Here is a 6,725-nt window from a genome sequence, read left to right as displayed (position 1 = left end):
CCGATCAGGTACTTCTTGGCGTTCTCCCACTCGTCCGGCGTCGGCCCTTCGTCGGCGACGTGCTTCAGCTCCTTGCGGATCACGTCGAGCGACTGCTGGATTGCATCCGCGCGCGTCGCCACGCCGCCGGAGAGGATCGACGTGTGCTTGAACGGCTGCAGGTAGCTGTAGACCGAGTAGGCGAGCCCGCGCTTCTCGCGCACCTCCTCCATCAGCCGCGAGGCGAACCCGCCGCCGCCGATGAGCTGGTTGAGCACGAAGGCCGTCAGGAAGTCGGGATCCTTGCGCGGCATGGCCGGAAGCCCGAACACCGCGACCGATTGCGGGACGTCCATCGGGATCCATTTCTCGGTGCCCTTGCCCGGCTGTGTCAGGGGAACGGGCAGGATCTCGGCCTTCTCAGGCAGCTCGCCGAACACGTCGTCGAGCAGCTTGCCGAGCTCTTCCGGCGTGATATCGCCGACGGCAACCACCTTGAGATTGCCGCGCGCGAAGATCCGCTTGCGATAGGCCTCGAGATCCTCGCGCGTGATCGCCTTCACGGTCTCGGCCGTGCCCTGGGAGGGCCGCGCGTAGGAATGGCCGGCAAACGCCACCGCGAACCACTCCTTGGCCGCCACCTTCTCGGGATCGCGATCCGAGTAGACGAGGTTGGCGAGCAGCTGGCCGCGGATGCGTTCGACCGCATCCGTGTCGAAGCGCGGCTTGGTGAGCGCCAGCTTGAGCAGCTTCGCCGATTCTGCGCGGTTCTCCGTCAGCGTCTCGAAGTTGCCGTAGAAGGCATCGCGCGAATCCTCGAAGCGCATGCGCATCGCCAGGCTTTCCATCTGCTCCTGGAAGTCGCTCGACGTGATGTCGCCTGCGCCTTCGTCGAGCATCGCCGAAAGGTAGTTTGCCACCCCGTCCTTACCCGGCGGATCCTGCGAGTTTCCGCCCTCGAACGAGAACTTGAGCGCAAGCAGCGGGTTTTCGTGCGCTTCGACGAGCCACGCCTTGAGTCCGCCGGGGCTGGTGACTTCTTCGATTTTCATGGCGTAAGCGGGCCTGGTAAGGGTGAGACCGAAAGCGAGCATCAGAAAGGCGAGCGGCATTGCCGTGCCGATGCGCGCGAGAGGACGGCGAAGCATATCCATTGGGTAATCCCTGACGAGTGCTTCCGGAAAAGTGTGCAGCGATGTTCCGTCAGAAGCACGAGCGAACATGACCTCTACGAGCGGCTCTTCGGCGCCGGCTGCTCGGCGTGGGCGTCGCCTTCCGAGGGCGTGAGGTAGCCCGTCACCGAGCGCTTGAGATCCAGGTAGGTGACCGCCGCGCGCTTGATGTCGTCAACCGTCACCTTGGAGAGCGCATCCGGCCAGCCCTCGATTTGGGCGACCGTACGTCCGAGCGCGAGCCCCCAGCCATAGCGCCGGGCGAGCGAGGCTTGATCGTCGTTCTCGTAGATGTAGTCGGCGATATAGCTCGAGCGGGCACGCTTGAGCTCGGCTTCTGTTACGCCGTTGTCGCGGATCTCCGCCAGCACTTTGTCGATCGAGGCTTCGATCTTGGGCAGCAGCTCGGGCCCATCTGCGGACACCGCATAGAGGCTGATGGTCCCGTAGTCGAGACCGGAGCCCGAGTATGCGCCGCCGGCAGACGAGGCGATCTTCTCGTCGACCACCAGGCGCTTGTAGAGACGGCTCGTCGCTCCGTCCGCCGCGATCTTCATCAGCAGGTCGAGCGCTTCCGCCTCGCCCGGCTTCGCGGTCATGTAGCTCGGCACCACGTAGTCGCGATGAAAGGAAGCGTTGCCGGCGCGCGGGTCGGAGAATTCGACGCGGCGGGCGGCGCGCTGGGGCGGGTCCTGCGGGCGGTTGCGCGCGGCGCTGACGGCGGGATTGGCGGGGATCTTGCCGTAGGTCTTTTCGGCCAGCGCACGCACCTCGTCGGCCGTCACGTCGCCGGCCACGACCAGCACCGCGTTGTTCGGTGCGTAGAAGTGCTTGTAGAAGGTCAGCGCGTCCTGTGGCGAAAGCTTCGCCATCTCGTGCTCCCAGCCGATCACCGGGATGCCGTAGGGATGCGAGTAGTAGAGCGCCGCGTTCATCTGCTCGTCCATGATCGCGGCCGGATTGTTCTCGATGCGGCTGCGGCGCTCCTCCAGGATGACGTCGCGCTCGGTCAGCACCTCTTTCTCGGTCAGCCGGAGGTTGACCATGCGGTCCGCCTCCATGTCCATCATGGTCTCGAGCTTGTCCTTGGCGACGCGCTGGAAGTAGCTGGTCACGTCGTGTCCGGTGAAGGCGTTGTCGTTGCCGCCGAGCCGCGCCACGATCTTCGAGAACTCGCCGAGCGGGATCTTGTCCGTCGACTTGAACATCAGGTGCTCGAGGAAGTGCGCGATGCCGGATACGCCCTTGGGCTCGTCGGCAGCACCGACCTTGTACCAGATCATGTGCGTAACGACGGGCGCGCGATGATCGGGAATGACGACTACTTGCAGGCCATTGGCGAGCTTGAATTCGCTGGTGCGAGGCTGGGCGTGGAGCTGGGACGGAGCGATGGCGAGCATGATCGTGGCGATCCAGGTGAAAAGGCGCGAAGCGCCCGGTGACTGCTTCATATGATCCTCGAGATCCTCGGCGGCGAGAGATCGCTTGCGGGGCCCTGGCCGTCCGGCGCCGGCCGGAGGGGCAGAATGGGGCTGCACGTGATCTCGGCATACGGGCCCGCGTTGTCAAATGACATCGCGTTCATGTCGCGGTGAACGGCGGCGTGGGGCGTGGAAATAGCCGACTGAAATGTAAAGGAAATCGAAAGCTGCGAACCTGGCATCCTGGAACAGCGGACAAGCCTACTCCTCGACTTGCCCCTCGACGCTGTCGTCGTCGCCCTTGGTCCAGTTTTTGATGGCGGTGATGACGGAGCCCTTGCAAGGGCCGAGCGGCCCGGTGGCCAGGTCCGCATCGTTGTCTCCGAGCGCCTTGGCCATCTCGTAGTTCTTTTTGCAGTACTCCGCCTGCTGGCGCTCGAGCTCGGCCCGGCTGGTCTTCTTCTGGGCATCGGGATCGGCAAGCGCCGCAACCTCGGGCGCCTGTCCCTCGGGCGGCAGGCCCGGCTCGGGAACACGGTCGGCGCTCGGCGGCATCACCAGCGGTGTCCGCGCCACCATTTTCGGCTCGGCCGACTTGGTCTTCTGATTGAGCCCTACGGCGTCGAAGATCTTGCCGTTGAACTCGACATCGTCCGCGGCGCAGCCAGCAACGACGAGCGCGCACGAAACGGCCACCGCGCGCGCGAATCGCGCACCCGTCAGCCAGCCGATCGAAGTCCTGGTCCTAGTCAATCGCGCGCCCTTTATTTGCCGATTGAGATCCGAGCCTTACACAGCACGGGCTACATCGGGTTTGCGGCGTCATTGCGACTCCCTTGAAACGAGTCATACAGGAGCAGTGCTACCCCGGCAACAATGGCCACGTCGGCGATATTGAAGACGTACCAGTAAAAGCCGAAAGCGTGCAGGGAGAAGAAGTCCGCAACGCCCCCGATCAGCAGCCGATCCAGGCCGTTTCCGAGCGCTCCCCCGATGATCAGGCCGATCGCCCAGGCCATCACCCGCCCGGTTCCGGCCACCGCCAGCCAGATCCACAGCGCCAGCGAGACGACGACGGAAAACAAAGCAAGAACAACCTGCCAGCCGTAGCTGGACTGGTCGAGCAGCGAATAGCTGATGCCCGTGTTCTTGACGAACACTAGGTCGAAGAACGGCGTGATGGTGACGCGCCCCTTCTCCACGATACGGTAAACGAGCAGCATCCACCACTTGTGGGCCTGATCGACGACGAACGCGACCGCGGCGACCTGCAGCGCGGTGCGCGAGCCGGCACCCCACAGCCAGCGCTTGAGACGGCTGTCCTCGGCGGTCATCGTCATGCGTCGGCCCTTGCGTCGAGTTCGCGCACCGCCGCCGCGTCACGGGCCGAGAGGTCCGGATAGGCGGCGTCCGATCCCACGTCGGAGGTGATCCTCCACGAGCGCGCGCATTTTTTACCTTCGGCGCGATGCACGATGACACCGACCCCCGGCACCTCGGGCAGCGTGAACGCACCTTCGGGCGCCAGCTTGCGCGCGAGCGTGGCGTCGCTTGTGATGGAGATCTCGGCGAGGTCGATCCCTTGGATCGCTTCCAGCGTTGCGGCATCGGTCACGAAGATCTCGGGCGCGGCCTCGAGGCTCGATCCGATGCGCTTCGCCGCACGCTCGATCTCGATGGCACCCGTGACCACCCGGCGTACGTCGCGCACGCGCTCCCACTTCTCGGCCAGCGCATCGTCGCGCCAGGAGCTGGGGACGGTCGGGAAGGCGGCGAGATGCACGCTGTTCTCCGCGCCATAGCGATGGATCCAGGCTTCCTCGGCCGTGAAGGAGAGGATCGGCGCCAGCCACGACGCGACGCAACCGAAGATCTGGTCGATCACCGTCAGGGCCGCGCGCCGCTTCACGCTCGAGTAGGCCTCGCAGTAGAGCGTGTCTTTGCGGATATCGAAATAGAACGCCGAAAGATCCGTGTTCATGAACGGCGACAGCGCCGCGATCACGCCACGGTAGTCGTAGGCCGCGTAAGCCGCGCGGATCTCCGCGTCGAGGACCACGAGCCGGTGTAGCATCAGCCGCTCGAGCTCCGGCAGATCCGCGCGCGGCACCATCAGCTCGGGCGAATAGTAGTGCAGCGCGCCGAGCATCCAGCGCACCGTGTTCCTGAGCTTGCGGTAGGATTCCGCCGCCGATTGCACGATAGCAGGCCCGAAGCGGATGTCGTTTGTCGTGTCGGCGGAGGCCACCCAGAGCCGCAGGATATCAGCGCCCGACGTCTTCATCACGTCCTGGGGCGACAGCACGTTGCCCTTCGACTTCGACATCTTGTCCTCGCCCTTCTCGTCGAGGATGAAGCCGTGCGTGAGCACCACGTCATAGGGCGCCTCGCCCCGCGTGCCGCAGGATTCTAAAAGCGACGAGTGGAACCAGCCGCGATGCTGGTCCGAGCCCTCGAGATACATCACCCTGTCCGGCCCGCCATTCCGCACGCGTTTAATGCCGGCAAGGCCGGGGAACTGCTTCGGATCGTCGAGCACGAACGCGTGCGTGGAGCCGGAATCGAACCACACGTCGAGCACGTCGCGCACCTGCTCCCAGTCCGCAGGATCGTATTTGGGCGCGAGGAAGCGTTTGGCAGCGCCCTCCGCGAACCACGCGTCCGCGCCCTCGGCCTCGAAGGCCGCAGCGATGGCCGCGTTGATGGTTTCGTCGCGCAGGATGTCGCCTTCCTTGAAGCCGTCATGGTCGCGCTTGGCGACGAACACGGTGATCGGCACGCCCCACGCGCGCTGGCGCGAAACCACCCAGTCCGGCCGGTTGGCGATCATGCCCGTGATGCGGTTCTCGCCCGCCTCCGGCACCCACTCCGTCGCCTGGATCTCTCTGAGTGCCACCTGCCGCAACGTCCCTTCCGCGCCCTCGAAGTGCTTGTCCATCGCAATGAACCACTGCGGCGTGTTGCGGAAGATGACCGGCTTCTTCGAGCGCCACGAATGCGGATACTGATGCTTCAAGCGTCCGCGCGCGATGATGTTGCCGGCTTCCGCCAGCGCCTTGATCACCGCGTCGTTGGCATCGCCCTTGTCGCCGTTCTCCTTGAGCACGCGCTTGCCCGTGAAGCCCGGCGCTTCCTTGGTCAGCACGCCGTCGGCATCGACCGTGAATGGGATCGTCGTATCGATGCCGCGGTCGCGCAGCGCCTTCTGGTTGGCGATCCAGATGTTGTAGTCGTCCGCGCCGTGCCCCGGCGCCGTGTGCACGAAGCCCGTACCCGTGTCGTCGGTGACGTGATCGCCGTCGAGCAGCGGCACCAGGAAGTCATACCCGCCGGCGAGGCCCCGCAGCGGATGATAGCAGGTCACGATGTCCTCGACGTGGACGTCGCGGAGAAGCTTGTGTTCGGTGACCTTCGCGGCCTTGAACACGTCGTCGGCCAACCGCTTGGCGAGAACGTACACATCGCCAGGCTTCGCCCAGTTCCCGTCCGGCGCGGCGACGACCTCGTAGGCCGCGTAGTCGATCTTCGACGAAAAGCTGATGGCGCGGTTTCCGGGGATCGTCCACGGCGTCGTGGTCCAGATGACGACACTGGCGTTGAGATCGCTGAGGAAGGTCTTTCCTGCATAGCGATGTTTGCGCTCCGCCTCGTAGGCGGTTTTTTCCTTTTCCGTCATTTTAGCGACCGTCTCGGGCGGCAGAACCCGGTCGGCCGTTTCGCCGAGGATCGGAAACTTCACCCACACCGCGTCGCTCTGATAATCCTGATACTCGACCTCCGCTTCCGCCAGCGCCGTCTTCTCGACCACGCTCCACATGACGGGCTTCGAGCCGCGATAGAGCAGCCCGTTGGCGGCGAACCTCATCAGCTCGCGTGCGATGGTCGCTTCCGCCGCATAGCTCATGGTCAGATAGGGATGCGCCCAGTCGCCGATCACGCCGAGGCGCTGGAACTCCTCGCGCTGCACGTCGACCCATTTCTCGGCGAACTTGCGGCACTCGTCGCGGAACGCGTTGATCGCCGCCGGATCGGAGAAGTTCGGCTTCTCGCGGCCCTTGGCGCGATACTGCTCCTCGATCTTCCATTCGATGGGCAACCCGTGGCAGTCCCAGCCCGGCACGTAGTTGGAATCGAAGCCCAGCATCTGCTGGCT

At 64.8% G+C, this 6,725-nt stretch carries 5 protein-coding genes; all 5 read right to left on the bottom strand.

All coding sequences use genetic code 11. The annotated features are described in order from the left end of the window. The coding region (locus QZV93_RS06540) for a pitrilysin family protein (RefSeq protein WP_295556976.1) at positions 1 to 1,133 on the bottom strand (1,133 nt) is incomplete at its 3' end. Positions 1,134 to 1,207: 74 nt separating this feature from the next. Next, complete coding sequence (locus tag QZV93_RS06535) at positions 1,208 to 2,602, bottom strand: pitrilysin family protein (protein ID WP_295556974.1); 1,395 nt, start codon at positions 2,600 to 2,602, stop codon at positions 1,208 to 1,210. 231 nt (positions 2,603 to 2,833) lie between these two features. Then, on the bottom strand, positions 2,834 to 3,325 hold the full coding sequence (locus tag QZV93_RS06530; protein ID WP_295556973.1) for a hypothetical protein: 492 nt from the start codon (positions 3,323 to 3,325) through the stop codon (positions 2,834 to 2,836). Between the two features lie 50 nt (positions 3,326 to 3,375). Continuing rightward, complete coding sequence (gene lspA / locus QZV93_RS06525; protein ID WP_295556972.1) at positions 3,376 to 3,912, bottom strand: signal peptidase II; 537 nt, start codon at positions 3,910 to 3,912, stop codon at positions 3,376 to 3,378. After that, positions 3,909 to 6,725: isoleucine--tRNA ligase (gene ileS, locus QZV93_RS06520; protein ID WP_295556971.1), on the bottom strand; the 2,817-nt coding region annotated here is incomplete at its 5' end. The genes lspA and ileS, both read right to left, overlap by 4 nt.

Origin of the sequence: uncultured Hyphomicrobium sp. (assembly GCF_902826555.1) — a bacterium.
Classification (GTDB): domain Bacteria; phylum Pseudomonadota; class Alphaproteobacteria; order Rhizobiales; family Hyphomicrobiaceae; genus Hyphomicrobium_C.
This window is presented reverse-complemented; position numbering and strand designations above follow the sequence as displayed.

What these genes read in the sequence shown, in the direction of transcription:
- QZV93_RS06535 (WP_295556974.1), bottom strand. Translation starts at nt 2,602, where the DNA reads ATGAAGCAGTCACCGGGCGCTTCGCGCCTTTTCACCTGGATCGCCACG.
- lspA (WP_295556972.1), bottom strand. Translation starts at nt 3,912, where the DNA reads ATGACGATGACCGCCGAGGACAGCCGTCTCAAGCGCTGGCTGTGGGGT.